The organism is Streptomyces sp. NPDC006208 (genome assembly GCF_040613775.1).
Taxonomy (GTDB): domain Bacteria; phylum Actinomycetota; class Actinomycetes; order Streptomycetales; family Streptomycetaceae; genus Streptomyces.
The window spans coordinates 1-26,234 of the sequence record NZ_JBEXSW010000019.1 but is presented as its reverse complement, the minus strand read 5'-3'; the positions used below and the strand labels follow the sequence as shown (position 1 = coordinate 26,234).

General features: G+C 68.6%; 23 protein-coding genes and 3 pseudogenes. 14 read left to right on the top strand and 12 right to left on the bottom strand.

The features are described 5' to 3' along the window. Positions 1–30 precede the first annotated feature (30 nt). A complete protein-coding gene (locus ABZ208_RS17455) occupies positions 31–1,032 on the top strand; it encodes a MerR family transcriptional regulator (RefSeq protein WP_356910330.1) in 1,002 nt (333 codons plus the stop codon). Between the two features lie 445 nt (positions 1,033–1,477). Continuing rightward, entirely contained in the window at positions 1,478–1,936 is a 459-nt protein-coding gene (locus ABZ208_RS17450) for a hypothetical protein (RefSeq protein ID WP_356910329.1), read from the top strand. A 183-nt stretch (positions 1,937–2,119) separates the two neighbouring features. Here ABZ208_RS17450 and ABZ208_RS17445 read toward each other — a convergent pair whose 3' ends face one another. The 4 genes and pseudogenes from ABZ208_RS17445 to ABZ208_RS17430 all read right to left on the bottom strand — a co-directional run. Next, positions 2,120–3,136: a hypothetical protein gene (locus tag ABZ208_RS17445; protein ID WP_356910328.1), complete on the bottom strand. Its 1,017-nt coding sequence runs from the start codon at positions 3,134–3,136 to the stop codon at positions 2,120–2,122. A gap of 21 nt (positions 3,137–3,157) precedes the next feature. Then, entirely contained in the window at positions 3,158–4,459 is a 1,302-nt protein-coding gene (locus ABZ208_RS17440) for a hypothetical protein (protein WP_356910327.1), read from the bottom strand. Positions 4,460–4,488: 29 nt separating this feature from the next. Next, entirely contained in the window at positions 4,489–4,842 is a 354-nt protein-coding gene (locus ABZ208_RS17435; protein ID WP_356910326.1) for a hypothetical protein, read from the bottom strand. A gap of 528 nt (positions 4,843–5,370) precedes the next feature. Beyond that, positions 5,371–6,066, bottom strand: a pseudogene (locus ABZ208_RS17430) (3'-5' exonuclease); the annotation flags it as partial. A gap of 335 nt (positions 6,067–6,401) precedes the next feature. On the opposite strand from ABZ208_RS17430, the gene ABZ208_RS17425 reads away from it, so the two are divergent. Further along, entirely contained in the window at positions 6,402–8,045 is a 1,644-nt protein-coding gene (locus ABZ208_RS17425; protein WP_356910325.1) for a restriction endonuclease fold toxin-2 domain-containing protein, read from the top strand. 15 nt (positions 8,046–8,060) lie between these two features. Then, the gene (locus ABZ208_RS17420; protein ID WP_356910324.1) at positions 8,061–8,519 is read left to right on the top strand and encodes a hypothetical protein; all 459 of its coding nucleotides are present in this window, start codon (positions 8,061–8,063) and stop codon (positions 8,517–8,519) included. Between the two features lie 19 nt (positions 8,520–8,538). Here ABZ208_RS17420 and ABZ208_RS17415 read toward each other — a convergent pair whose 3' ends face one another. Further along, positions 8,539–9,069 (bottom strand): hypothetical protein, encoded by a 531-nt coding sequence (locus ABZ208_RS17415; protein ID WP_356910323.1) that lies wholly within the window; start codon positions 9,067–9,069, stop codon positions 8,539–8,541. 146 nt (positions 9,070–9,215) lie between these two features. Further along, positions 9,216–9,650, bottom strand: coding sequence for an ATP-binding protein (locus ABZ208_RS17410; RefSeq protein WP_356910419.1), 435 nt, complete (start codon positions 9,648–9,650; stop codon positions 9,216–9,218). A 354-nt stretch (positions 9,651–10,004) separates the two neighbouring features. Between ABZ208_RS17410 and ABZ208_RS17405 the strand changes: the two genes are divergently transcribed. The 3 genes from ABZ208_RS17405 (at position 10,005) to ABZ208_RS17395 (ending at position 15,621) form a co-directional block, all read left to right on the top strand. Beyond that, positions 10,005–10,871: a PhzF family phenazine biosynthesis isomerase gene (locus ABZ208_RS17405; protein WP_356910322.1), complete on the top strand. Its 867-nt coding sequence runs from the start codon at positions 10,005–10,007 to the stop codon at positions 10,869–10,871. Between the two features lie 208 nt (positions 10,872–11,079). After that, positions 11,080–13,707, top strand: coding sequence for an MXAN_6230/SCO0854 family RING domain-containing protein (locus ABZ208_RS17400; protein WP_356910321.1), 2,628 nt, complete (start codon positions 11,080–11,082; stop codon positions 13,705–13,707). Between the two features lie 240 nt (positions 13,708–13,947). Beyond that, positions 13,948–15,621 carry a DUF262 domain-containing protein gene (locus ABZ208_RS17395; RefSeq protein WP_356910320.1) on the top strand — a complete coding sequence of 558 codons (1,674 nt, stop codon included), beginning with the start codon at positions 13,948–13,950 and terminating at the stop codon, positions 15,619–15,621. 228 nt (positions 15,622–15,849) lie between these two features. Here the strand turns inward: ABZ208_RS17395 and ABZ208_RS17390 are convergent, their stop codons facing one another. Both ABZ208_RS17390 and ABZ208_RS17385 read right to left on the bottom strand, forming a co-directional pair. Then, a complete protein-coding gene (locus ABZ208_RS17390) occupies positions 15,850–16,203 on the bottom strand; it encodes a DUF4333 domain-containing protein (RefSeq protein ID WP_356910319.1) in 354 nt (117 codons plus the stop codon). A 532-nt stretch (positions 16,204–16,735) separates the two neighbouring features. Next, complete coding sequence (locus ABZ208_RS17385) at positions 16,736–17,083, bottom strand: hypothetical protein (RefSeq protein ID WP_356910318.1); 348 nt, start codon at positions 17,081–17,083, stop codon at positions 16,736–16,738. A gap of 537 nt (positions 17,084–17,620) precedes the next feature. Between ABZ208_RS17385 and ABZ208_RS17380 the strand changes: the two genes are divergently transcribed. Then, complete coding sequence (locus ABZ208_RS17380; RefSeq protein ID WP_356910317.1) at positions 17,621–18,082, top strand: hypothetical protein; 462 nt, start codon at positions 17,621–17,623, stop codon at positions 18,080–18,082. Positions 18,083–18,232: 150 nt separating this feature from the next. Here ABZ208_RS17380 and ABZ208_RS17375 read toward each other — a convergent pair whose 3' ends face one another. Further along, on the bottom strand, positions 18,233–18,601 hold the full coding sequence (locus tag ABZ208_RS17375; protein WP_356910316.1) for a hypothetical protein: 369 nt from the start codon (positions 18,599–18,601) through the stop codon (positions 18,233–18,235). Positions 18,602–18,674: 73 nt separating this feature from the next. Here ABZ208_RS17375 and ABZ208_RS17370 point away from each other — a divergent pair. The 4 genes and pseudogenes from ABZ208_RS17370 to ABZ208_RS17355 form a co-directional block, all read left to right on the top strand. After that, a pseudogene (locus ABZ208_RS17370) lies at positions 18,675–19,214 on the top strand (DUF5753 domain-containing protein); the annotation flags it as partial. Beyond that, on the top strand, positions 19,211–19,426 hold the full coding sequence (locus tag ABZ208_RS17365; protein ID WP_356910315.1) for a DUF397 domain-containing protein: 216 nt from the start codon (positions 19,211–19,213) through the stop codon (positions 19,424–19,426). The pseudogene ABZ208_RS17370 and the gene ABZ208_RS17365, both read left to right, overlap by 4 nt. A 54-nt stretch (positions 19,427–19,480) precedes the next feature. Then, positions 19,481–19,687, top strand: a complete 207-nt coding sequence (locus ABZ208_RS17360) for a hypothetical protein (RefSeq protein WP_356910314.1) — start codon at positions 19,481–19,483, stop codon at positions 19,685–19,687. A 56-nt stretch (positions 19,688–19,743) separates the two neighbouring features. Beyond that, a complete protein-coding gene (locus ABZ208_RS17355; RefSeq protein WP_356910313.1) occupies positions 19,744–20,073 on the top strand; it encodes a SelT/SelW/SelH family protein in 330 nt (109 codons plus the stop codon). Positions 20,074–20,259: 186 nt separating this feature from the next. Here the strand turns inward: ABZ208_RS17355 and ABZ208_RS17350 are convergent, their stop codons facing one another. The 3 genes from ABZ208_RS17350 to ABZ208_RS17340 form a co-directional block, all read right to left on the bottom strand. Continuing rightward, the gene (locus ABZ208_RS17350; RefSeq protein ID WP_356910312.1) at positions 20,260–20,535 is read right to left on the bottom strand and encodes a hypothetical protein; all 276 of its coding nucleotides are present in this window, start codon (positions 20,533–20,535) and stop codon (positions 20,260–20,262) included. A gap of 652 nt (positions 20,536–21,187) precedes the next feature. Continuing rightward, on the bottom strand, positions 21,188–22,810 hold the full coding sequence (gene aceB / locus ABZ208_RS17345; RefSeq protein ID WP_356910311.1) for a malate synthase A: 1,623 nt from the start codon (positions 22,808–22,810) through the stop codon (positions 21,188–21,190). 268 nt (positions 22,811–23,078) lie between these two features. After that, positions 23,079–23,696 (bottom strand): nucleotidyltransferase family protein, encoded by a 618-nt coding sequence (locus ABZ208_RS17340; RefSeq protein ID WP_356910310.1) that lies wholly within the window; start codon positions 23,694–23,696, stop codon positions 23,079–23,081. A 149-nt stretch (positions 23,697–23,845) separates the two neighbouring features. On the opposite strand from ABZ208_RS17340, the gene ABZ208_RS17335 reads away from it, so the two are divergent. Both ABZ208_RS17335 and ABZ208_RS17330 read left to right on the top strand, forming a co-directional pair. Beyond that, on the top strand, positions 23,846–25,792 hold the full coding sequence (locus tag ABZ208_RS17335; protein ID WP_356910309.1) for a serine/threonine-protein kinase: 1,947 nt from the start codon (positions 23,846–23,848) through the stop codon (positions 25,790–25,792). Between the two features lie 121 nt (positions 25,793–25,913). Next, positions 25,914–26,138 (top strand): annotated as a pseudogene (locus ABZ208_RS17330) (DUF5955 family protein); the annotation flags it as partial. Positions 26,139–26,234: the final 96 nt, after the last annotated feature.

Below are 26,234 nucleotides of genomic sequence, written 5' to 3'. Positions count from 1 at the left end.
CGGTAGGAACTCCCCCTGAGGGAGGTTCAAGTGTTCACGTCACACGACGGGTTGTGCAGCATCGGTGAACTGGCCGAGCGCGCCGGCGTCACCGTCAAGACGGTCCGCTTCTACTCCGACCGCGGCCTGCTGCCGGAGGCTTCCCGCAGCGCCGGCGGGCACCGTCGGTACGGCCCTGACGCGCTCGAACGCCTGCGCCTGATCCGTTCCCTGCGCACCCTCGACCTGCCGGTTCCCGAGGTGCACCGCATCCTCGAAGAGGAGGACGAGGCGGGCAGCGTGCTGGAGGACGCCGTCGCCGGGCAGCTGCGTGAACTCGGTTCCCAGCTCAAGGCCCTGCGCTGGAGGGAGGCGGGGCTGCGACTTGTGCACGAGTGCCCTCCTGGGGAGCGTGCCGACCGGCTGCGCCTGATCGGCGCGGTGACCGCACCGCCGAACACGGCACCGCTCGCCCGGTTCTGGCGCGCCTGGCTGCCGCCGCGGATGCCGGCCCGGTCCACCGCCGCGTTCCTGGAGGTGGCAGTCCCCCAGCCGCCCGACGACCCGGACCCGGCGCAGGTGCTCGCCTTCGCCCGGCTGTACGCCTTCATGGCCCGCCCCTGCACGGGCGCCGAGCAGCCCCAGCCCGAGGCGCACAGAGCCACGGGGGCCCGTGGGGCGGCCGTGCTGTACGGCGGCCTGGCCGAGGCCTACGAACTGGCGGGCGCGCAGATGCGCCGGGACCGGGTGCCGTACCCGGGCGAGGCGCTGGACAGCTTCGTGGCCGCGTACGCGAGCGCGTACGGCACCCGGGACACCCCGGACTTCCGCCGCCTGCTGTCCGGGCAGCTGGCGGCCGACCCGCGGATCGACCGGTACTGGGAACTGGTGGCCGAGGTGATCACCCCACCGGGCGGCAGGCCGGACCCGACCCCCGGGTCCGCGCACGACTGGCTGCTCGCGGCACTGGACGCGCAGACGGCCGCCGCGACGACCCCGCGGGTGCGGTCAGGGGTGGTGTCGGCGGGAAGGGGTGCCGACGGCACGCCCTGATCTGTTCACCGACCGCCTCGGCGCACGCGGTAGAGCGAGTCGACTGTCCGAAGTGGGGCCCCGCAAGGGGAGTCCGTGCCGTACGCGCGGGGGAGGACTGCGCCCGGTGACGGCCGGGAGGCCGGCCGCAGGCCGTTCGGCCGTCACCGGTGAACGCGCGGTTCGCACAGGCCGGCACTTGGCCGAGCCGAGCGCGGACGCGCCTGCCCCTGAGCACGTTGATGTACGCACCATGATCGAGTGAAGCGGTTCTGGGGGAGCCTTCCGCCGGCGCATCCATACCTCTGGCGAAAGCGCGGGTGGTAATAGGCCGGGTCAGGCCGACGGCGGGTCGCGGCTTCGAGATCACCATGAACGGCCGGCGATCCGCTCCCTGCTGGCAGAGCATGATGGCCATGAGCGGCGTAACAGGCACTGCACGCTGCCGTAGAAGTACGGGGACACGATGACGGACCAGGACGCGCTGAGGACAACGTTCAGCTTCGCGCCGCCGATCAACGACGCCGCGGCCTGGCATCTGCAGCTCGACGACCTCGCAAACAAGGTCATCGAAGCCTTCCCTGGAGCGTCCACCTCCTTGGGCGGAGACCAAGGACCGCGGTCGGCCGACGCCTTGTCCTTCGAAGTACCGCTGGGCGACGGAGTGTGGCTGGAGGGGCTGGCCACCACCCCCTATCCGGAAATCGGCTCGGTCATGGTGATGCACGCATCGGCTGCCGAGGCCGCACAACTCGGCATCTGGTTGCGCGACTCGTTCGTCCCCTCTCCCGACCTGGTCCATTTCACCAGCGAATTGGCGCTGAGCAACGGCGACGACACCTCTTGGGCACTCCCGCCACCCGCAAGCGTCGATGAGATCGCACGGACGCTCCAGCAGCACATGGAGGCGACCGATCGTTCGTGACGACGGCCGGGCTGAGACGTCGTTCGTTGTGGCCTGGACCGGGAGATGCCGCGAAGGCGGGGTCTTGGGCGTGGTCCGGACGGCCCCGGCCGTTTCGTAGTCGTGAGGCCGCGCCGCCCGGCCTGCCTTCTGACGGTTGGGCCGAACGTGCTTGCCGTGGGATCCCTCGGACGCGTTCGACTGCTACGCCCGAGTCTCCTCTTTCGGGCTCCTGTTGAAGACCGCGAGGTGTCCGTATGCCGTGCGTGACATGTCGTCGAACCCCAACGGCTGAGGAAAACGCGTTGTGTCGACGGCGATGCTGTCGGGCAAGGGGGCGTTCGGCGGCAGGCCTTCGCAGATCACCGAGTCCCAGTCGGCACGTGAACTGCGCCCGGCGCGATCGAGCACGAATCCCCGGCAATTCTCATGGAGCTGGTCGAGAGACCGAACCAGCGCCGCCACCACCTGTTCACGTTCCGGTTCCTCCAGGTGGCCGAGCTCGTGGACGACAACCGTTGTCGCATCGTCCAGCCGACGTACCCGGACCACACTGTAGGTGTCCGATGCGAACCAGAGATGGAGGGTGATCTCGCAGTTGCCCGGATCGGCCAGGATGTCGGCCAAAGCCCCCTCCTGGCTCGGCCGCCGGCCATGTCCTGCGTCGTGCCCCACGCGAGATAGGACGATGTCGCCTGTCAGTGGGTGACGAGCGCTCAGCCCGGAGCTCTCCAGGTTCTTCAGCAGCCTGTTCCAGTCCTGCTGGGTGAGGCCTGCCAGATACCACGCGAAGTACCCGTCGGTGCTTGCCTGGGTGCTCTCGTCGGCGGCGAACGGGGACCGGCCGAAGACTTCCTGGACGATCTCCTCGACGCGCTTGCGCGACACCGGTGGTGCGGCGTACCGAGCGGCGCGCACAGCCGCCAGGAAATCCTCCGGCAATTGTGCGTGATACCGCTTCACGTAGTGGCGCAGTTCGACGGGCCACATCCATGTACCGTCGGTGACGAGTGATCCGGCTCCAGGGATCCACTCGTCTCCCGTCACGACATCGCGGTCCGCTCCCATCGCACTGAAGATCTCGGTTCCCGACGACAGGTATGCCAGAATTCCGGACTCGTCGTCCAGTCCGTGCGGTCGAACGGCATCATGGATCGATGGAGCCGAGAGGTCCGTGTCGGGTGGCCCGAATTCCCTGAAGAACCCTACTCGCTTGATCATCGTTGCTCCGTCACCCTTCCGCTATTCGGCCATCGGCAGGAATGTGCGCCAGTAGCCGTTGTTACCGATCTGCGGCGTCTGCCCGGGGCCCAGGTCGGGCGATGTCCCCACTTTGTTCGTCGGTGCATATACTGGCACGCCCAGGTCGTTGGCCACTCTCTGGGCGAGTGGAAGCTCCACGGAGTTCGGGGCGGCGTATCCGGAGTGGCACGAGATGAGGCGTACCGGGCCGCCGTCGTAGTTCGGATTGCTGCGGATGGCATCCGAGATGTGCGTCGGGTGCACCTCGAAGTCCATGAGGGTCTTGCCATGGCTGTTCACCCGGCCGGGCAGGAACACACCCTGATTCGTGCCGTGAACGATGACGTCGTGCTTCCCTGGCTCGTGTGCGACGCGTTGGGCGTTTCCCAGCGTGCGCTCGTCATATCCGATGGTAGTGGTCCGCTTGCCGAAATAGACGGGGTCCCCGGATATGAGTGCGTGATCACCCGGCACCCTCGGGGGCACGGGAATCCTCGAGTCCTCACTCTGCAGCAGCTTCCACGTGCGCCGGTTCCCCATGTCGTCGAGCGCCGTCGGCAGCCGCCCGGCGCCGGCGAGATTCGGATTGACAATTCCTATGGGGATGTCTTGCGTCAAGAGGTTCCGGAATCCTCCGGCTTCTCCCGCGGCACGAGAAAATCCTGCCGCACCTCCGAATGCGCCTCCGAACGCACCGCCGTAGAGACCGGCCTGCTCAACGGAAGCGAGGTTGTAGCCGCCGTCCTGCAGCCCGGTGGCCATCCTGAGCGGCTGCGCGACGGCCAGGTCGATGGTGATGCCCTCTATCGCGCCGAAAACGATGCCGGTCAGGGTGGTTGCGGTGATGGTGGCGACGGTGGTGGTCACCGTCACGCCAAGTCCGGCGGCTATCTCGATGATGGCCGCTGTCGCTGCTGCCGAAGCCGCGGTTGAGGCGCCGAACGTGAACACGGCCAGTCCGACACCTGCGGCGATGACGGCGGCAGCGACGGCGATTTCGGTCCAGAGCTGTTCGATCGCATCATCGACGGCGTCGGCGAACTCCTCGAGTGCTTTGGCCATGGCGCGGGCAGCCTCGGCCGTGTCGTCCAGCCACCCGACGCCCTCGCTCTTGTGGTAGCGGCCCCAGAAGGTCTCGAAGGCGTCGATCGCCTCACCCTTGTTGTTCAGGATGATCGAGCCGGCCTTGCCGTTGACCGGTCCGATGATGTCGTCCACGGCTTCGGCGAAGGTACGCCACGCCTTCGCCGCCGATCTGAGGGTGCCGGAGTTGGCGTCCGGCCACCACATGCCCGCCTCCATGAGGAGGTCCTTGGCTATGTCCTCGACGCTCACTTGGTGCCTCGGTCACGGTCGCCGCCGACCGCCACCTTCGTGAACATGCCTTCGATCAGCTTCTCGTTGTCTATGTGGCCGTCAGCCATATCGGTCATGGCCGCGTGGATACTCTTGAGGCCGAGAGCGAGGATGCCCACCGCCTTCTCGATTTCCTTGCGCTTCGGGGTGTACGCGTCGCCGAACTTCTGACCCTGCTCGTCGTCTCCCCAAGGTGAACCCAGCGCGTCCAACGACTCCTTGAGTGCCTTCGCTGCGTTGGCGAGGGCTGTGCTTTGCTCCTGGAACGTCGGAGCCGCCTTCTTCAGATCCGTGGTCGAGATGTTGAGGATCTTGCCGGTATCGCCCATGTCGCCCTTCCCCCGTGCTCGTGTCGCAGCGTGCGATGTTACCGGAGTACGCCCTGTCAACTGCGAGACGGCCCACGTGAGATGGGCTACGGCACCCGGTTCTGTACGACGCACTGCCCTCCTGCCGTCGCACCGATGTGCCAGTGAGCCGGTACGGGGTGGGACGGCTCGGACGCTGTCGAATTCGCGCCTGCTATGCGTGCCCTGTCCGGGCGGTCTTGTCGGGCCTGCGGCGACAGCTACGGCACCTGGCTGTGTTGCCGAAGTCGCCCGAGTACGTCCGGTACAAGGACGATCTCCCCCGGCCTCCGGCCGGGGCGGTACCCCGACCGCCTTGCGATGCGTCCCCTCGGCCCTGTCGGGCCTGGGGAGACCCCATGCATCCGACGCCGCAGGCCGATCCTCGAAGACCGCCCGGAAAGGGCCTAGGCCCAATGCCACTGACTTAACGGCGCGCGCGAGCCCTTGACCTGCGGCGATGTCCTCACTGGCGGGCTCTGGAAGGCGGCAAAGTCACCGGCATTGGGCCTAGGTGGACAGCAGCGGCTCCAGGAACTCGCTCGGGCTGCCGTGCCAGAAGATGTCGAGGCTGTCCCGAGCACGCGTCGCCGCGACGAAGAGCAGCGAGCGGGCGCGCTGCATGTCACGGCGGTGGCGCAGGGCATCGACCGTCTTCAGACGCAGGATCGCCTCACGCGGTACAAGGCCCTGTGTCACCCCTGCGATGATCACGCGTTGGTACTCGAGGCCCTTGAACCGGAACATCGTCCCGATGTGCGCGCCTTCGTCGCCGCGCGGTCCATCAGGGCCGATCTCCACCGCGCGGATGCCGAACCCGGCCAGAGCGTTGCCCACTTCCCGCGCCATGTCGTTCGTCGGTACACAGATGCCGATCTGTTCCAGCGGGATGTCGTCCCATTCGGCAATCAGCGCCGCGATGCTCGCATGCTCCGCCTCCCAGTCGCTGCTGGGATGGAGTGCCGGCCTGCCGCCGCTCAGCACCGATCGATAGCCCGCGAGGTTCTCCTCGTTGCCGTCGAGGTCGTCGAACGCCTCCCCGCGCAGCACCTCCAGCGCGGAACCGAGGATCTGCCGCGTGGTGCGGTAGCTCAGCGACAGTCTCGCGGATCGGCCCCGGATGTTGATCCCGAGACTGCCGAGGGTGACCTGGCTGCTGTAGATGCGCTGGTGGGTGTCGCCGACGAGCAAGAGGTCGTTGCGGTCCCGCCTTGGCTGTCGGGGCGGCGATGGCTGCGCCGTTCAAGGTATTCGTCCTTCCAGGATCGGGGAATTCCTGCGCGTACCTGGACCCCGACATTGCGCCGCCGGCACGTCGGGATGCCCGATCTCGTCAAGCTTGCCGAAGCGTCCTGCTGGCCCTGTCCTCTTGAGGCGCACGCCGGTGCCGGCGCTGCGGCGTGGCCGCTACGGTCGGGCAGTCCCCCCACCCGCTACCGCGTCCACATTTCCCCTCGCGCTGCCGATTCGTGATGATGCACAACTGTGCGAAGGCGAGCGGTAGTTCGCGCGCGCAACGCAGGAAACGGGAGGGGACCCGTGTGAGTGGCGAGCTGCCGCCCCATCTGAAGGTCATGGCGGAAGGCATGATCCGAGCCTCGATGGGCCTGGCCACCAACGTGATGACTGGTGCCCGCGACACCGCGATCGGGCTGTATCACGAGCTGGATCGGCAGAAAGGCATGGCCGGAGACGACGACGCCGGCCGCGACTTCGCAAAGGTCTACAAGTCCGCTGCCTCCGCCACACTCAACCAGATGGGTTTCAGTTCCTATCTGTTGGGCGAGTCCGGCAGAGGTTTGATGCGCACCGCGCGCGAGTTCATGGCCAGAGAGAGCAGCATCGCATCAGCCATCCTGGGCAAACAGATCGACGTGACGGCAGGCATGGGGGATCCGGGGGCGGACTGTCCTGAGAACTACCTGGGGCTCGGACGTGAGTTGTCCGAGGTGGTGGGTGAGACATCAGGTCTCGAACAGTACGGAACGAACGACCGCTTCCGCGGGTCGCCGGAGAAGCTGCGGGATGTGGCCGGATCCTGGCGCCATGCTGGAAAACTGTTGCTGCGTGTCCTCGAGGACGCCCAGGCTTTCGCGTCGACGGCTGACAAAGCGCACTCGGGTGAGGCCGCGGACGCCTTCCGTGACTACTTCAGCATGTGCGTCGGCAGGGCATGCCCTCTGGATCGTGCCCAGCCGGACGAGCCCCTCGTGACAAATCCGGTCGCGGCATGCAATCAACTTGCCAAGGCATGCGACCGGTATGCCGACCACGTCGAAGCCGCCAAGAGGCAGATCCAGGAGAACAAGCTGGACCTGTTCCACTTGGAAATGCCGTGGGATGCCCCGAGATTCGGCGGGAACGGAGACGACGGCGGTCTCCATGCCGCCGTGCTGGAGGATCCATGGATTCACCAACTCGGCGACATCGCCCACGCCCTCGACGCATCGGAGAAGCGGGTCAAGTTGCCCGACGGCTCGGGCGACCCTCGCGGGCCCGGCGTACCCTTCCTGCCTCCGCTGATTCGCGTGCCGATCCCCGTGCCGCTGACACTTGCCGCCTACGCCGGACAGCCACCCGGCATCGTCCCGATGGGCAGTGTCTACGACCCGACGCTCAACCGCGATCCCTTGCCGCCCGCCCCTGGCACCACCCGCATTCTCACGCCCGGCGAACAGATCACGGTCCGCACCTGGGTCAACTCCCTGCCGCCCGGGGGCTTGGCGGGCGGCGGCGGCCCGAGCAACCCGGACAACGCCTATCAGATGCGTGTGGCCGGCTACCCGGAACGTGAGGTGCCACTCCCCGCTGCGGCAACCGGTGCGAGCGGCAGGGGCCTCATGGTCGACGGTATGCGTCCCATGGACGGCTATGCGATCGAGGCGAAGCACGTGCGGGAACCCGACTGCAAGAAGACCTTCCGGGACCTGGACCGGGTCGACAAAACCCTCGGCACCCCACCCAAGATCGACAAGAATGGAAAAGTAAAGTTCGACCCACACCGTGACAGCATGTACGTGACGGACGGCAACGAAATGGCACGCTACCGCGCAGCGCTCGCCGACCCACGCAACGACGAGATACGGGGCGTCGAGATCATCACGAACGACAAGCGGTCCGCTCCCTACTGGCAGAGCATGATGGCCATGAGCGGCGTCACAGGCACTGCACGCTACGTGCCGTAGAAGTACGGAGACACGATGACGGATTCCGACGCGCTGAGGACGACGTTCAGTTTCGCTCCGCCGGTCGATGACGCTGCGGCATGGCACCTGCGGCTCGACGACCTCGCAGCAAAGATCACGGAAGCGTTCCCCGGTTCATCCACCTCTATGCGGGGGGATCTCGGCCCACGGTCGGCCGATGCCTTGTCCTTCGAAGTACCCCTGGGCGACGGACTGTGGCTGGAAGGGTTGGCCACCACCCCCTACCCGGAAATCGGCTCAGTCGTGGTGATGCAGGCATCGGCAGTCGAGGCCGCACGATTTGCCGTCTGGTTGCGTGACTCGTTCGTCCCCGCTCCCGACCTGATCCATTTCACCAGCGAATTGGCGCTGAACAACGGCGACGACGCGTACTGGGTTCTCCCGACGCACGGAAGCATCGATGAGATTGCCCAGACGCTTCAGCAGCACATCGACGCTAACGACCGTTTGTGACGAGGGACTGGAAGTTTGATCATCGAGCCGACCTTGACGTCACCACCGGCGACCGCTGAGACGTAATTGAGCGGTGCTGCTTTTCCAGCTTCCGCCCGATGTAGGCGATCCGTAGCACTCCCTCTTCGGGCACCAGCCGGAAATGCAGCCGGCCGGCACCTGGCGTGAAGCGGCCGTGCAGGTCGAAGCAGCGGTCCACATCGTCGATGTCCCGGAATTCGCAGAGCCGCTTGCGCTGCTCGTGCTCCGGGGTGATCTTCGCGCCCTGCCACTCCGGCAGGGCAGCGGTGGTCGGATCCCATGCGGCGGCCGACGACTGCAGACGTGCGAGGAGCCCGCGCACCTGAATGAACCACCACAACTCCAGGCGCTCCAGATCCTCTCGGACGCGAGGCAGGAACTGGAGTCGCGGGAAGAAGTCCGTTCTCTGTTCCCACAGTTGCGCTGCCGAATCGACAGCGTCCAGGCCCACGGAGCACCCCCACTTCTCGTGCGGGTCGAGGTCGGCGCGGCGGGCCGCGTGCCGCACCGACTCTACGCCTTGCTTCAAGGACAGCTCACCGCTGTCCGCTTCCGTCAGCCGCGCAGCGACATGGTGTCCTCGTGCCCCGCTTCCTCGTCGGCCGGCTGCGTCCCGACTTGATTCTGCCCGATTGCCGCCTCGCACACGGGTTCTGCTGCTCCGCGTCCTGGGCGTCATCGCGATCGCCCGCCGGTCCTGGAGCGTACGTGGCTCACGAGGGAGGCGGGACAGGCTCGACCACCGCCCACACCTTGCCGGGCGAGGCCGTACGCGGAGTGATGCCCCAGTCGGTTGCGAGCATGGAGACGAGGAGCAGGCCGCGGCCGACTCCTCCTCGGGGGAGGGGACTCGGGGTTGCGGTGGGGTCGCTTTTCGGTGCGGGTGTCGGTCACGTCGATACGCAGGGTGGCCGGGGTCGCGGCCAGGCGGAGGTGGAAGTCCCGCCCGGGCACGTGACCGTGGCGCACCGCGTTCGCCACGAGCTCCGCCGCGATCAGCGTGACCGTCTCGTTGGCTGTGGAGTCGTACGGGTGACCCCACTCGTGCAGCCGGTGCGACACGAGCCGCCGGGCGAGCCGTGCGCTGCGGGGCGTCGAGGTGAACTGCATCGTGAACTCGTGCGTGGTGGTGGGATCGTGAACAAGCCTTGCGGGCGGGGTGGTTGCCGGTTTCATGCCTCCAACGCTTCCGCGTCGCTCACAGCGCTGACCAGCAGTGACGCGCTGACTGTCAGGCGGTGTACGTGGGCCGGCGATCTGTGTACGCGGGCGTGACCGGTCGCCGCCCGAACGGGACGTGCAGCAGCACGGGCTCGTCGGGCTCGGGGGAGGGGACGCCCGACACCGCATCTGCGGGCCACACGCACAGGCGGGCCTGCCCCGAGCACCCGGCTCGCACGGAGGCGCTACCACCTCCTGACCTCGGCGGGGAACAAACCACGTCGGTCCGCGGTTCCGCCGATCATGACTACGAAGCCAGCCGTCCTGCGCTACGCCGCCTTCTCCAGCGACCCTGAGGGGGGCAACCCCGCCGGGGTCGTCCTCGACGCTTCCGGGCTCGACGACGCCGACATGCTCTCCATCGCCGCCGACCTCGGGTACAGCGAGTCCGCGTTCCTGTCCGATCCGCCGGAAGGGCTCGGCGGGGAGCCCGGACGGGCGTTCACCATCCGGTACTTCAGCCCCAAGGCGGAGGTGCCGTTCTGCGGGCACGCCACGGTCGCCACGGCCATCGCCCTCGGCGAGCGCATCGGAGCCGGCGACCTGGTGTTCGCGACGCGCGCGGGGACGGTGCCGGTGACGGTGAGCGAGGAGAGCGGGGCGCTGCGGGCCACCCTCACCACGGTCGAGCCGCACAGAGAGGACATCGCGGACGCCGATCTCGCCGAGGCGCTGGCCGCGCTCGACTGGCCGGCCGCCGATCTGGATCCCGCGCTGCCGCCACGCATCGCCTTCGCGGGCGCCCGGCATCTGGTGCTTGCCGCCGCGACGCGTGCGCGGCTGGCGGATCTGGCGTACGACTTCGCACGCCTCGAGGCCCTGATGCGCCGGCTCGATCTGACCACGGTGCAGTTGGTGTGGCGGGAGTCGGAGAGCGTCTTCCATGTGCGTGACCCGTTCCCGGTGGGTGGCGTCGTCGAGGACCCGGCGACGGGCGCGGCGGCAGGTGCGTTCGGCGCGTACGCCCGCGAACTCGGCCTGGTACCCGAGGCGGCGGTGCTCACCCTCCACCAGGGCGAGGACATGGGCCGCCCGGGCGTGCTGACCGTGGAACTGCGCGAGGGCGACAAACGGGTGCGGGTCACCGGGACGGGCACACGGATCGCCTGACGAGGGCGCGCCGCTCCGTTCGGGCCTCGCGCACGGCTCGACGCCGGTCCCCGGAAAACCGGATGATCAGTCTGACTCCCGGCTGTTATCGTCGCCGGGCGCGGGGCGGCTCCCGAGTGTGCTTCCTTCTCCATTCTTTCCGATGAATCAGCGTGCTCACTTCCCGCCCCGCGCAACACCCGGTCATCCGGGAGGGGGAGAAAGAGACGTGTCCACCACCGAGGTCATCGGTCGCACCACCACCGCCCGTCCACGGGCCCTCGCCACCGTGCTCCTTTCGCGCCGTGGAGCCGTGTATCTGCCGACACCGGCAGTGGTCTCGGATCCGGCCGGCGACAGGGGAGCAGCACTGCTCGAGGCCGATCTCGTCGACCGGGGCTACCTGTTGGCCCCGCCGCTGCGCGCCGCGCTTGCCGCGCTCGACGCACGGGCCATGGGCGCGGTGGGCCGGGCACTGCTGCACGACATCGACAGCGCCCTCGGCGCCGACCGCCCGCACGTACCCCTGCTGCGCGACTTCCCGGACAGCACCCCGCACGACACGTACGCGCACTATGTCGACCGCGTGCTCACCGTGCTGTTCCAGCGCCCCGAGCAGCCGTGCGTGCTGTGCGGCACGGTGGACTCCGTCGTGCCCGTATCGCCGTGCGCCCACCTTGTGTGCGGCTCGTGCTTCGACGGCGCCGACTTCTCGGCGTGCCCCGTGTGCGAGCGCCGTATCGACCCCTCCGACCCGTTCCTGCGCCCCAGGCGCCCGCGCCGGCAGCTGTTCCGCCGCGCCGCGCCGCCCGAGCGGCTGCGTCTCCTGTCCTACGGCGGTGACTTCACCGCCCGCGATGCCGACGCAACCCGTGAACTGGACACGCTGCTCGCCCGCACCGGCGCCCTCAGCCCCCAGGACACCGACGACCTGGAAGCTCTGCTGGCAGCCAGGACGCGCGACGACCTCGACCGGCTGCCGACCACCGTGCCTGGCCGGGAGACGAAGGCCCGCCTGGTCGCGTGGCTGCTTGCCGACCCGACTGCTGTGCCACAGGCCCTTCCCGTTGCGGCCGGCCTGATCGATACCGCCACCGATGTGCTGCGCGTGCTCGCGGTCCGCTCCGGCGGAGACGCCGGACTCGTCGAGATCCCGCGCTTCGCCGCCGTACCCCGGCCCCTGCGCCGCGCCCTGCTGTCCGTCCTCGACACCCTGGACCCGGCACAGGCGGCCCAGGACATGCGGCGGTACCGGCAGGCCTGGATCCACGCGGCCGAACGCCTGCACCCCTTCGAGCACGCGAATCGCTTCCCGCGCGCTGCTCTCGCCTTCGCCGCGCTGCGCGGCACCCGGCTCGGCGACGACGCCTTGTCCGCCACGTTGCGCACGGCTGCGGAGACCGCTGCCCACATCGACGTCACCGGCTCCACCGTCGTGGCGCACAGCTGGAGCGGCCAGGTCGAGGCCGCGCTCGCGGCCCGCGACCTCGCCGGGGCGCTCACGCTGCTCGAGCAGCGCCCGGGTGAACTCGTCCGCCGCCTCGACCACCTGCTGCGCCTCATCGGCGAGAAGGACGAGAACGGCTCCCGTTCCGTCGTCCGCGCGCTGGAGCGTGTGGTCCCGCGGGTGGCGCCGGCCGTCCTGCTGTCTGTGCTCGGTGCCGTCCGCACCCGCGACCGGGAGCAGGTGGCACGGGTGTTCTTCCCGAAGGGAGCGGCGGCGAAGACCCATGTGACCGACGACAACAGGCCGGCACTGCCCGTCCCCCTCGTGCGGACCGTGGTCGACGTGCTGACGGCGGAGCTGCTGCGCAGAGCGGGGCAGGCGGTTCCCGTGGACGTCGCGGTGGTCGATGCCGCGCTGGACGGTCTCGTCGCGCCGTTCACCGAACGGACCGCGTCCCGAGCCCTGGTGACCCTGCCGCGCGGCAGCGAACTCGCCGTACCGGACGGCCGGACACTGCGCCTGTTCCTGCACTGGATGGAGAGCCCCACCTCGGGTACGACCGACCTGGACCTGTCGGCCGCGATGTTCGACGCGGACTGGCGGCACGTCGGAGAGTGCGCCTACACCAGCCTGCGGTACGCGGGCGAGGCCGCGGTCCACTCCGGTGACCTTCAGGACGCGCCTCCTCCGCTCGGCGCCAGCGAGTTCGTGGACCTCGACCTGGAGCTGCTCGACGCAGCCGGGGTGCGGTACGTCGTTGCGGTCGTCTACTCGTACAACAACGTCCCCTTCGGTGACCTGGCGGAAGCCTTCGCCGGACTCATGGTGCGGGATCAACCCGGAAACCAGGGACCGGTGTTCGCCCCGCGCTCCGTCGAGCAGCGCTTCGACCTCACCGGCAGCAGCCGCGCCTGCGTGCCGCTGCTCATCGACGTGCAGACGCGCACCATGCGCTGGCTCGACGTCGTCAAGGGAGTCACCGGCACGCACCACGCCGTGTGGCGGCACGCGGACGCGCTGGCCACCCTCGCGCACCGGCTGACGGACCTGTTCGCCTCGGGCTCGCGCGTCGGCCTGGGCGAGCTCGCGGTGTGGCAGGCCGCGGCGCGGGCGGCCACGGTCGTCCTGCGCCATACGGACGGCTCGCGGAGCGTGTACCGGCGCAGGGACGGAGAGGACGTGACCGGCTTCGCCGCCCGCATCGGCTCGCCGGACACCGACGCTCCCATTGGCGCGGGCGTCGAGGGCGATGGACCGTCGGCGGGGCCGTCGCTGGCCTACCTGCTCCGGGGCGACCTGGAACTGCCTGACGGGAGCGAGGTGTTCGCTCTCCACCCGCTCAGTCAGGACGCGGCCAGGGTGCGCCTGCTCGCCGCCGCCGACCTGGTCACGGCTCTCGCTCCTCGGTGACCTGCGGACGCTTGCGCCGCGCCCCCTCATCGCCGCACCGGAACACCGCTGACAAGTGGCTGGATTCCTGCGCCCACGGCGCAGGCGCGGCGGGCACGGGCGTCCCGGAGACCCGGACGAGGATGGGACACGTCCAGTACCTCACACGGATCGCCCTGAGCCTCACGGAGAAGGGGCCGATGATCCACCTTTCTGACCATTCGCCCGCGGTCCGGCGCTCCGCCTCGCCATCATGGGGCCATGCAAAAGCTCGAGGCCCACGAGATGCCCTTGCACAAGGTGTTCAGCAGCGACTTTGTCTTCCACATCCCGGACTACCAGCGCCCCTACGCCTGGGAGGAGGAGCAGGCGGTCCAACTGCTGACAGATCTCGTGGAAGCTCTGGACCGTGGAAAGGAGGAGCCGTACTTCCTCGGCTCCATCGTGCTCGTCAAGGAGAGCGGGACGTCGCGCGCCGACGTCATCGACGGTCAGCAGCGGCTCACCACCTTGACCATCCTGCTGTCCGTGATCCGTGACCTTGCCGAGGACCCGGAGGTCCGGGACGACTTGGACAAACTCGTGAGTGAGCCGGGCGCCAAGATCCGAGGGCTCGCCAGGCGGCCACGCCTCAAACTGCGCCCGCGTGACGCGGAGTTCTTCGAGCAGTACGTGCAGAGGAAAGGAGCCGTCCCGCAGCTGCTCACCCTGGTCCCGGAAAAACTGGGCACGGACGCCCAGAAGGCGGTCCTTCGTAACGCGCGAGCACTCCATACGGCACTGGCCGGCTGGTCAGAGGCACGCTGGCTCGACTTGCTGCAGATGCTCGTTGAGCGGACCTACCTGGTCGTCGTGAGCACCCCCGACCTGGACAGTGCGCACCGCATCTTCAGCGTCATGAACTCCCGCGGACTGGACCTGTCGCCGACGGACATCTTCAAGGCACGGATCATCGGCGACCTCCCGGAGCCGGCGGCAGGGCAGTGCGCAATCAAGTGGGAGGACGCCGAAGAGGACCTCGGCCGGGACGACTTCGCGGACCTGTTCCTTCACCTGCGCATGATCTATGCCAAGAAGCGGGCGGAACAAGAACTGCTCAAGGAGTTCCCGGAGCAGGTACTCAGCCGGTACCTCCCCGGCGATGGCGAGGTCTTCGTCAACGAAGTCCTCCGCCCCTACGCCGACGCGTACGTCCAGGTCCGCGACGCCGTCTACGAGGCCTCGTCCGGCGCCGAGAAGGTCAACACCTGGTTCCGGCGACTCCAGCAGGTCGACAACAACGACTGGCGACCGGCCGCCCTCTGGGCGTTGCGACACCACGGGAACGACCCCGTGTGGCTCGACCGGTTCCTGGGCGCGTTGGAGCGGCTCTCCGCCAGCATGTTCGTCCGACGCGTCTACACCACACCTCGCGTCACCCGTTACGCGGAACTGCTGCGCCAGCTCGATCAGGGAGCCGGGCTGAATGCCGAGGCTCTGGAACTGTCGGAGGCGGAGCGTGCCGAGACACGGGCCAAGCTGGACGGCGACCTCTACCTCGTGGGCAAGATCCGCAAGTACGTGCTCCTGAGGGTCGACGAGGTGCTCGCACGCGGTCAGGGGGCCACCTATGACCATCCGATCATCACCGTCGAGCATGTGCTGCCGCAGAACCCGAGACAGGAGTCGCAGTGGACTCGTCTCTTCGACGAGGAGCAGCGCCTTGCCTGGACACACCGGCTGGGGAACCTGGTTCTCCTCAACCGGGCCAAGAACTCGGCAGCGCAGAACCACGATTTCGCCGTGAAGAAAGCCACCTACTTCGCCGGCCGGAACGGGGTGGTGCCCTTCGCGCTGACGACCCAGGTGCTCCAGCACACGGAGTGGACCCCTGAGCTCGTCCGGACACGGCAGAAGCAGCTGGTCGGGCTACTCGCCGACGAATGGCTGCTCTAGCTCCGTACTTCGCGGGTAGTTCGTTCAGGTGCCTGGCCAGCGGGGGTGTGGGTTCCAGGCCGAGGAGGTCGAGCAGGTGGAGCTCGATGCCCCGGGGGCTGCCCGGACAGAGCCCCTGCATATTTGCTCGGGTCCCAGGGCCGGCGGACCTGGCGTTCGATCAGACTGAACAGCAGGGCCAGGCAGATCACCGTGATGAGTGCGGCGACGCGCTTGTTGTCCTGGTTGTCAGTTCGCAGCCGGGGAAGCTGTGTCGTCGGCCTTGATGTCGAAGTTGATCTGGTTTCCAACGACAGAGGAAACGGTGACCGACACGCCCACAGTGCTGCCGTCGTCCGCTGTGAGCGTGCAACGGGTGGTGGTGCCGACCTTCCCGACGAGGTCCTCGGGACAGGCGACGTCTGGCGTCGGCTGGCCCGTTGTGGCGGCGAGCTTTTCGGCGACTGTGGTGGCCAGCTTGCCCTTGGACAGTTTCGGCTCGGAGTTTCCAACGGTGACGGAACCCGAGCAGCCGACGAGCAGCACGCCGGCGGCTACGGCCGAGAGGCTCCAAGTCGCTGCGGACAAGCGGGCTATGGTCATGGTGGGGCTCCATTCCGGATGATCAAAATGAGAAGTGGCCGGAAGCATACTGGCCGTGCCTCAGGCGCGCACTCGCACCGCCCGGACACACCTCATCGACGATCCCGACCACATCCAGCCGGCGCAGAAATCCGGCAGCGCAGGCAGAGCGCCCGGATGCTCCTCCACCACGGACGTCACCACCACTTCGAGGCGCTGACGCTCAGACCGTGGCCGCAGGGCCGGGAAGTGATCGACACACCCTGACCAACGCCACACCACCCGCCCGGGACGCCTCCGGACCGGTCACACCATACGAATCAACGACCCGCGAAGTCCGGGTCCAGTAGACCGGGTGCGAGTCCCCTCACCGTGCTGCCTCCCCTTGCCGACGCAAGCGATCAACTCAGTACGGACTTGCTCAAGGCTTCTGTCGAATATCGGTCGCATGTGCGATCGGTGCGATCGGTGCCCCCAAAGCCGGACGACCTCACCCCGCTCGACACGGAACAAAGGCCATGCGCCGGATCGGGCCGGCTGGGGGCGGCGACCACTACTCGGAGTCAGGGTGCATTTGTACCCACCGGCCGTCGAGGGACTTCATCTCCACGCCGTAGTACGGCTGGGGCGGGGCAACCGGCCGCTGGTTGCGGCGCGGCGCTGTCGGCGGAGGCTTGGGGCGGCCGCCGGGCTGTGCCTTCTTGGCGCGCAGGTTCATCTTCGGATCGCGCTTGCGCAGCGCTTCGATTCGCTTCAGGAGTTCGGCACGGCTGATGTCTTTCGGCGCCCGAGCCGGACCAGGCGTGGCCGCCGCACGGGTCGGCGGGCGGTCCGGGGCCGACTGACAGGCCCGGTGCGCCGGCTGCCCGCCCGGGGTGAAGGTGAGCTTCTTCCTCGCCACGGGCTGACGACAGACGACACAACGCTTGAGCAGAGGCTTCGACTTGAACGCGTCAGACACGATCCCCCCGGATGGCGAGTCCTTGATGGGGCAGAACGATAGGCGTCCGGGCGGTAGTTCGGGAGAGTTCGGACGAAATCAACTGTCTCTCCGCGAACGCGTCGTGCTCAGTGAGCGGCGGCGGCAAGGTGAAGCGCCCTTACGGTCGGCCCAAGTCCGTCGGCGCCGACGTCGCCGCGGCACGGCGAAGCGCAAAGTCGCCTGTGGCGGACGGGCACGCCCGTTGCTCGTGTCACCTGAGCGAGTGAGCCGCCGCTACGGTGTCACTGATACCTGTAGCGGCGCGTGACGAGGAGATGGCGTGGCGAAACTGGTCCGGCAGGTGCGGTTCGGAGCCGATGTCGGCCACCACAGCCGAGTGCAGGCCGGCGCGGTCGGCATGGTCCGGCAATATGCCGCCGACGAAGCGCGTTTGGCTCTCGATGGAGATCTCGGCAGGGACGGGGCATCCGGTCCGCAGTGTCAAGGGGAAACATAGTGGAGCTCTGGACGGGAATAATCGCTGTCACCGGCACACTGCTGGGTGCGGTTGTCTCGCACTTCCTGCAGTCCCACACCGCCAACCGGCTCCACACAGGCGCCCTTGATGCCGAGACCCGACGGGAACTCCGTCAGGCGACCGCACGTCTGCTCGCCTCCGAGACCGTGTTCCGCCGCCTTCAGTACAACCGGTGGGAGCAGCGTGACGCGCCGGCCCGAGACAAGGACGCGGCAACGGCCGCCGCGCTGGAGGCTCGCTCCGGAGTGATCGCGGCCCTGGCTGAGGTCCAACTGCTCACCGACGACGCTGAGATACGCCGCAGGCTCGCTGAGCTGGCGGATGCGACGTTCACCCTGCACCACGCCACCGACCAGGAGGACTTGGCGGCCCGCTCCACCCGGACCCGTGCTGCTGCCGATGATGTGGTCAACGCGGTCGGGCGCGTGGTGCGCTCCTGACGGACACATCTGTCTGGCTGGAAGATCCCGTGCTGCGCCGGACCCTGTGGGGTTCAGCGGGGTGCTGTCCGACAACACCTCGCCACTACGCCCGCGCTACGAGGAATCCGACGTGCGCGTGATCATCAGGGCCTATGGACCCCGAACTGCTCAGACGACGCTTCCAGGGGGCGTGCTCTGCAAAGCAGGGTCGACACCCGGCTGCGTGCCGGCCGCAAGTGCGCTTCGGTGGAGCAACGCGCTCTGTCGGGCGGCCCCCGCATCGACCTTTCTCGGCACGAACAGCGCGGCCAGGGACAACACGCTCGGTCCGGAGAGCATGGCAGCCAGCCATGCCTGGCCGTTCACCCCGACGACCACAACGCCGGTGAGCATGCCTGTCGACAGCAGGAACCCGGCGATCAGTCCGCCGAGGTAGAGCCTGTGGGTGCGCGCGTCCTTCGCGTCGGCGGCTTCCAGACGAGCCTGTTCCAGCTCCCTTTGATGCTGACGGGCGAGCTCCGGTTCGAGTGCGTTCATGGCGACATTCAGGTGCTCGGGCGGGAGTTGCGCCCACTGCAGGACGATCTCCAGCGTCGTCAGTCGGGGCTTGCGGTTCGAGACCGAGGCCGTCGAGCTTCATGTCTATGCAAACCAGGCTGTGCCCGGCCTGCTGCAGACGGAGGAGTACGCACGGGCCGTGTTTACCATGCGGCGGCCATTGCTGAGCGACGAGACGATCGACGAGCGGGTGAACGCTCGACTGGCTCGGCACGAGATCTTCGCGCGGAAGCCGCTTCCCACTATTAGCTTCGTCATCGAGGAGTCGGTAGTCACCCGCCCCTTGGGTGGCGATGGTGTGATGCGCGGGCAGCTTGAGCAACTGCTGCTGAGTGGTGAGCGCCGCAACGTGGAGATCCAGCTCATGCCCAACCGGCGGGAAGAGCATGCTGGGCTGGCTGGACCGTTCACCTTGATCGAGACCCGTGATGCGCGGAGGATCGCCTACGTGGAGGCGTACAAGCACAGCCGTCTCTACACGGACCGGGGGACTGTCCGGGAGCTCGAAGAGCAGTACGGTCTCCTCCGGGCCCAGGCGCTCACACCGCGCGAATCGCTGGCCTTCATCGAGAAGTTGCTTGGAGTGACATGAACGTCGAAGAGTCTGTGCCGACTGCGTCTGTACTGGCGTGGTTCAAGAGCAGCTACAGCAGCGGCGAGGGCGGCGAGTGCGTGGAGGTCGCGGCCTGCTCTGGTGTTGTGCTTATCCGCGACTCGAAGGACGCCACCGTTCCGATGCTCACCCTCCAGCCCCAGGCGTGGGATGCCTTCGTCGGGTTCGTGGCGGGAAGCGGTGACGTGTAGGTACGTGGTCGGCTGGGCGTAGGGCGATTCCCGAGGTGCTGGGAGACGCCCCACGTGCGTCATGCCTCGACGGTGGCGGGCTCGATCGATTCGCCGGACACGGATGCCCCCGTGGAGTGGAACGCCGACGGTGACGGGCCGTCGGCGGCGCAGCGGCTGGCTTATCTGCTCCGAGGCCTTGAACTGCCGGAGCAGCCGATCGTGTGCGCGCGGTTGCAGGAGCGGTACTCGGGGCGGGCGGGGTCGTTCGCGACAATGTGAGTGGCCGCGGTGTTCCGTACCGGACGCCTGCACCGACCGAGAGGTGGCGCCACCCCGTGAACTCGCCCACTCCGTCCCCGGGCTCCGGACACCGTGTGCAGATCGAGTACTGCACACAGTGCCGCTGGCTGCCGAGGGCCGCATGGCTCGCCCAGGAACTCCTCATCACCTTCGAGGCAGAGCTCGAAGAGCTCGCGCTCAAGCCCGGGACCGGCGGTGTCCTCGTCGTGCGCGTCGACGGCGATGTCGTGTGGGACCGCCGCAAGCAGGGCTTTCCGGAGCCGACGGCCGTCAAGCGTCTGGTGCGCGACCGTGTGGCGCCGGGCCGGACCCTCGGACACTCCGAGAGAGGGGGAACGGCGTACCCGGCGGAGAAGGACGGCTAGGCGGCGGCCGGCGCGTCAGGCCCCCTGCAGGCCGTATGCCGTTCCGTAGCGGGAACACAGCCGCGGGCGCACAGCGAGTGCGATGCAGAGGATCCGGCCCGCGCGTTGTGCGAGGGCCGGATCCCCTGACCGGGTCTGTTCTTGAGCGCGACAGCCCAGTCCCGCACAGCTGTCGCGACGCGGGGGCTACCGGAGAATGATCACAACAGGGTAGTCACAGCTGTCGCGATAGAAGCCGCGCCGGTCGTCATAGAAGCCGCGGCGGTCGTCGAAGCGGTCCGAGTACCTGTCGTACCGCCAGTCGTCGTAGTACCCGGACCGGCAGCCGTCGTAGGAGTGGTTGGACGGAGCCGCGTTGCTCGCGCCGGCGGCACTGGCTATGCCGGCTCCGCCCAAAGTCAGAGCGAGAGCGGCGAGCAGGCCGGCGAACAGCCGGGAAATCCTCGATGTCTTTACCCGCATGGTGCTTCCCTTCCCGGGGCGTGGACGGGTCGGAGCCCTGCACGGCCGAGGTAACGTCAGCACCAGTGAGGCGATGACGCGTTTGCGAGGGGTTCGGTGCATCGGCCGTGAAGTTGGTGCGAGTTGCCATCACCGACTCACAGGCCTCGCGCGGCATCGGGCCCACCAGGGCTGCTGAGTGCAGCAAACCCGGCGACTGGACTTCCGTCCGTCGGACAACCACCACCAGGTGGTCGTCGAACGGGATCTTGAGATTGTCCGCCTGCCCGCCAGACGGGAAGGCGGATACTTCTTTCAACCTAGATCCAAACTAGGCGTATGCGCATAAGGAGTCAAACGTGACAAATCGACTCCAGGTTCCCGGGGAGTCGGCTGTGGCGCCAGGCGCAACTCTCCTTCGCCGTTGAGTAATTGGCTCCCGCATGGCCGACGTGTGTCGCCATGGAGCCGGCCGCGAGCAGTGAGTGACGGTCGGACTCCGCCGCCACCCGCTGCGAGCGGACAGCCACCGCCTGCATTGCCGGACCGCACCCCCGAGGCCTCCTTCCTGCCGGCTGGTCGGCCACGCGCCGGTCCGCGGACGAAGCCCCTGGCGGCGAAAACGCACCCGCCCCCGGGCGGTACCGGGGGCGGGAGCGAAGGAACCAGGCTGTCAGCCGACCAGCTGCTCGTAGGCCGGAAGCGTGAGGAAGTCCTCGTAGTTCTCGTCCAGCGCGACCTTCAGCAGCAGATCGTGCGCCTTCTGCCAGTTGCCGGCGGCGAACGCATCCTCGCCGATCTCCTCGCGGATCGCGGCCAGCTCCTGTGCCGCCACACTGCGGGCCAGCTCCGGGGTGGCCCGCTCGCCGTTCTCGAAGACCACGCCCGCGTTGATCCACTGCCAGATCTGGGAGCGCGAGATCTCTGCGGTCGCCGCGTCCTCCATGAGGTTGAAGATCGCGACGGCGCCCAGCCCGCGCAGCCAGGCCTCGATGTAGCGGATGCCGACCTGGACCGCGTTGCGCAGGCCTTCGTAGGTGGGCTTCGCGTCCAGCGAGTCGATGGCGATCAGGTCGCCCGCCGCCACCGAGACGTCCTCGCGCAGGCGGTCCTTCTGGTTGGGCCTGTCGCCGAGCACCCCGTCGAACGACGCCATCGCGATCGGGACGAGATCCGGGTGCGCGACCCACGAGCCGTCGAAGCCGTCGGCCGCCTCGCGGTCCTTGTCCGCCTTGACCTTCTCGAAGGCCACCTTGTTGACCTCGGCGTCCCGGCGCGAGGGGATGAAGGCCGCCATCCCGCCGATGGCGTGCGCGCCGCGCTTGTGGCAGGTGCGGACGAGGAGTTCGGTGTACGCCCGCATGAACGGGGCCGTCATCGTCACCGCGTTGCGGTCCGGGAGCACGAACTTCTCGCCGCCGTCGCGGAAGTTCTTGACGATCGAGAAGAGGTAGTCCCAGCGGCCGGCGTTCAGGCCGGAGGCGTGGTCGCGCAGCTCGTAGAGGATCTCCTCCATCTCGTACGCCGCCGTGATCGTCTCGATCAGGACCGTCGCGCGGACGGTGCCCTGCGGGACGCCCACGTACTCCTGCGCGAAGACGAAGATGTCGTTCCACAGCCGGGCCTCGAGGTGGGACTCGGTCTTCGGGAGGTAGAAGTACGGGCCCTTGCCGAGGTCCAGCAGCCGCTGCGCGTTGTGGAAGAAGTAGAGACCGAAGTCGACCAGGGCGCCCGGCACCGGGACGCCGTCCGCCTGCAGGTGGCGCTCCGAGAGGTGCCAGCCGCGCGGGCGCATCACTACGGTCGCGAGCTCCTCGGCGGGGCGCAGGGCGTACGACTTCCCTGACTTCGGGTCGGTGAAGTCGATGCGGCGCTCGTAGGCGTCGATCAGATTGAGCTGGCCGAGGACGACGTTCTCCCAGGTGGGAGCGGAGGCGTCCTCGAAGTCGGCGAGCCAGACCTTCGCACCTGAGTTGAGCGCGTTGATGGTCATCTTGCGGTCCGTGGGTCCGGTGATCTCCACGCGGCGGTCGTTCAGGGCCGGGGGCGCAGGGGCGACCTTCCAGGAGTCGTCCGCGCGGATCGCCGCGGTCTCCGGGAGGAAGTCCAGCGTGGAGGTGCGGGCGATCTCGGCGCGGCGCTCGGCCCGGCGCGCGAGCAGCTCGTCACGCCGGGGTGTGAACCGTCGGTGCAGCTCGGCCACGAAGGTGAGGGCCGCGTCGGTGAGGACCTCTTCCTGCCGGGGCAGGGGCTCGGCTTCGACGATGGCCAGCGGGGACGGCGCTGGTGCGGACATGAGCTGTCACTTCCTTCAGCGGGCTTCACGGGCGGTGCGGTGCGGTGCGTGGCGGGGCGAGATGTCGGTGGTGCGAGGCGGTGACCGGCTGCCGGTCGCCGCGGAGTGGCACTCGGTGCCATAGCGCCGGAGCACGACCGCAGGCGCCGTCTTGTCGGTCAGGCGCTTCTGATCAGTGGATAGTAGTTATCGCATGGTGGAAGTTCAATGGTTTGTTGATATCGAGATTCTCTGGGTCGACATATCGTGGCGCTCAGTGCCACGCCGCTCACTCGAGGTGCTTCAGGTCCTCGGGTGTGTCGATGTCGTACGCCTGGGCCACATCGCCGCACTCGACGAGCGTGAGTTCGCCCTCGTGCGCCCCCAGATACGCACGCGCCCCGCGATCGCCGACCGCACTCCGCGCGATGTCGCGCCAGCGTTCCGCGCCGAAGAGGACGGGGTGCCCGCGCCGCCCGTCGTACGCGGCCGCCACCAGCGAACCGCGGGCGCGGTACGCCGCCCGGATCCGCGCCACCGCCGCGGCGCCGATGCCCGGCTGGTCCACCAGCAGGACCAGCGCCGCGTCGACGCCGGGCGGCAGGGACCCCAGGCCCACCCGCAGCGACGAACCCATCCCTTCCTCCCACTCCGGGTTGTCCGTCACCACGCAGCCGGACAGATCGGCCTCCTCCCGCACGCGCTGGGCGGACGCGCCGAGCACCACGTGCAGCGGGGCGCAGCCGGCCTCGCGCAGCACGCGCACCGCATGCTCGACGAGCGGCCGGCCGCCGTACGTCAGCATCGCCTTCGGGCGGCCGCCGAGCCGTCGCCCGCCACCCGCTGCAAGCAACAGACCGGCCACGACCGGTTTCTGACGAGGCGATGAATTCTCAGGGGTTGCCATAAGGACTCCCTACCTCATATACGGGCGAAGTGTTGCGCCGAACGGGCGATGTGCGCCCGCGCTGCAACCGCCCGGGCTGAACCGGTCGTCCGACGTGGAGAGCGGGAGCCGACCTTGGATAGGGTGCTTCCTCAACAACGAGGTTCGCCATGGGGGATCAAGAGTCGATGAGTGGGCGCGCGCACCAGGGAACGGTCTTCAAGCCGCTGGGGGACGAGGATCCGCGGAACGTCGCCGGATACCGCCTCGCCGCCCGCCTCGGCGCCGGCGGCATGGGCAAGGTCTATCTGTCGTACACACCTGGCGGCCGCCCGGTGGCCATCAAGGTGATCCGGCCCGACTTCGGCCAGGACCCCGAGTTCCGTCGCCGCTTCGCCCAGGAAGTGCAGGCGGCGCAGCGGGTGCAGGGGCTGTTCACCGCACCCGTCATCGACGCCGACCCGGAGGCCGAGCAGCCCTGGCTGGCCACCGCGTACGTCCCCGGGCCCTCGCTCGCCGAAGCCGTTGCCCAGCACGGCAGGCTGCCGGTCGAGACCGTGCTGCTGCTCGTCGCCGGAATCGCCGAGGCGCTGCAGGTGATCCACGGGGCCGGCATCGTGCACCGCGACCTCAAGCCCGCGAACGTCCTGCTCGCCGCCGACGGTCCCCGCGTCATCGACTTCGGCATCGCCCGCGCCGCTGACGCCACGTCGCTCACCAGCAGCGGCGTCACCATCGGTACACCGTCCTTCATGGCTCCGGAGCAGGCGGCAGGCAGCCATGTCACGCCGGCCACCGACATCTTCGCGCTCGGTCAGATCGCGGCGTACGCGGCGACCGGCAGGGCGGCGTTCGGCGAGGGTACCTCGCACGGGGTGCTCTACCGGATCGTGCACGAGGAGCCGGATCTCACCGAACTGCCCGCGCAGCTGCACGAGTTGGTCACCCGCTGCATGGTCAAGGAGCCGGATGGCAGGCCCTCGGTCGCGGAGATCCTGAGCATCTGCCAGACCGCCAACGGTGAAACGGTGCTGCGCCGGCCCGAGGAGTGGCTGCCGAGCGTCGTGGCCGCCGAGATCACCACCCGTGCGGCCGCTCCGGCGCCGCCGGTCACCCCGCCCGGCGGGCAGCCGGCCGTCGCCGCACAGCCCTCGCCTGCGCAGCCGCCCACCGCGCCCGCGACCCCGTCTCCGATACAGGCGCCCGGGTACGTGCCCACCGCGCACGCCGCCCCGGCGACGCCTCCCCCCGGGTTCGGCCCGGCGCCGCAGGATCCCGCGCAGCCGCAGCCGCAGCCGCAGGCGCACCCGCACCCGCAGCCCCATGCGTACGCCTATCCGCAGGCGACGGCCCCGCAGCAGACTCCGGCGTACGGATACCCGCAGGCGACGCAACCGGGGCACCCTGGTCAGCCCGGCCACCCGTACGGCACGGTCCCCACCCCGGTGGCCACCCCCGGACCTGCCGCGCCCAAGAAGAAGAAGACACGCACCCTCGTCATTGCCGTGCTCGTCACGCTGCTTCTCGGCGGTGCCGCCGGCGGCGGGGCGTACCTCGCCCTGTCCGACAAGGACAAGGACAAGGACGAGAGCAGCCAGGGCCAGGACAAGGGCGACTCGAGCCCGGACACCACCCCGAAGGACGAGACCCCCGCGGACGACGCATCGACGCCGGCCGACGAGGGCGACGGGCTGGACACGCCGCCCGACGACCCGGCGGCGGACCCGGCGCCCAAGACGTACACCGGGCTCGACATCGTGACCGACTACCACATCAGGCTCGACGACGACCCGGTCAAGCCCCTCAACGACGACTCCAACGCGGACTTCGAGTTCGAGTGGGACCTGCGGCAGGTGGAGGCGACGAACGGCCGGCTGATCCTGCTGCGCACCGGGCAGACCGGGGACCTGGACACCTGCAGGAACGACACCCGCTTCACCGACAGCATCGACCTGAACCTGCTGTCGAAGGGCTCGAAGATCTGTGTGCTGACGGATTCCGGCCATGTCGGCGTGGTCACCTACCAGGGGAAGTCGTCCGACACCGACCCCAGTCAGTTCATCACCGTTGATGTGACGGTGTGGCGCAACGCCATGGATCCAGCCCCCTCGTACTGAATTCTGTCTGTACGGTGGCGCGTCGCGGGCCGGATGGCGTTAACTGGCCCGCAACCCAGGGCGCTCGGCCGATGACCCAGGGTCGTCGGGCCGGGCGCAAGGACGTGCGAGGGGCAGGGCTTTGTTGCGGAGCGTGGGGCAGACGCGGGTGACAGGCAGCGGCGAGGACCCGAGAGCCACGGAGCTGCGCGCTGCCGTCTCCCGGCTCCGGCGCGAACTGGCCGGGTACCCTGCCGAGTTCGGGGACCGGGCGATTGCCGAGGACGAACTTGCGGTCCTGGCCGCGATGGTGGCCTCCGGGGATCCCGAGATCCCGCGGATGCGGAGCTCGTTACTTCTGATCGCGGTCCTCGAAGACGACGGCGGCGTCGGCGAGCCCGAGCCCGACCCCACCGTCGGCCTCCGGCAGCCGCAACGAGAACACGCCGGCCTCCCCGAGCAC